The organism is Sphingobium sp. LSP13-1-1.1, from assembly GCF_040676415.1.
GTDB lineage: Bacteria > Pseudomonadota > Alphaproteobacteria > Sphingomonadales > Sphingomonadaceae > Sphingobium.
Map to the genome: position 1 here is coordinate 1 of NZ_JBEGHU010000091.1, position 255 is coordinate 255.

Genomic DNA, 255 nt, shown 5'->3' on the forward strand with positions numbered 1-255 from the left:
AGACTGCTGGCGGCGGCGACATTCGCTTTCCATCAACAGGCGGCATCACCGTTGGCCCGAACAATCAGGTCTTTCACCAAGGCAATTTCAATCCAGCGACAAAAGCCGATCTGACAGGCGGCACGTTTACTGGCGGCATCACCGTTCCTAATGTGACCTTCCCCGGCACAGGCGGCCCATTCCTATACCGAGACAGCAATAACGGTTCGTTCAATATCCGTGTTGGTGCAACCGGCGCAGAGAAATATCTGAGTT

1 protein-coding gene is annotated in these 255 nt (G+C 54.5%); it reads left to right on the forward strand.

Annotation, left to right across the window (positions count from 1 at the left end; all coding sequences use genetic code 11):
- The coding region (locus tag MRBLSP13_RS22375; protein WP_363756712.1) for a hypothetical protein at positions 1 to 255 on the forward strand (255 nt) is incomplete at both ends.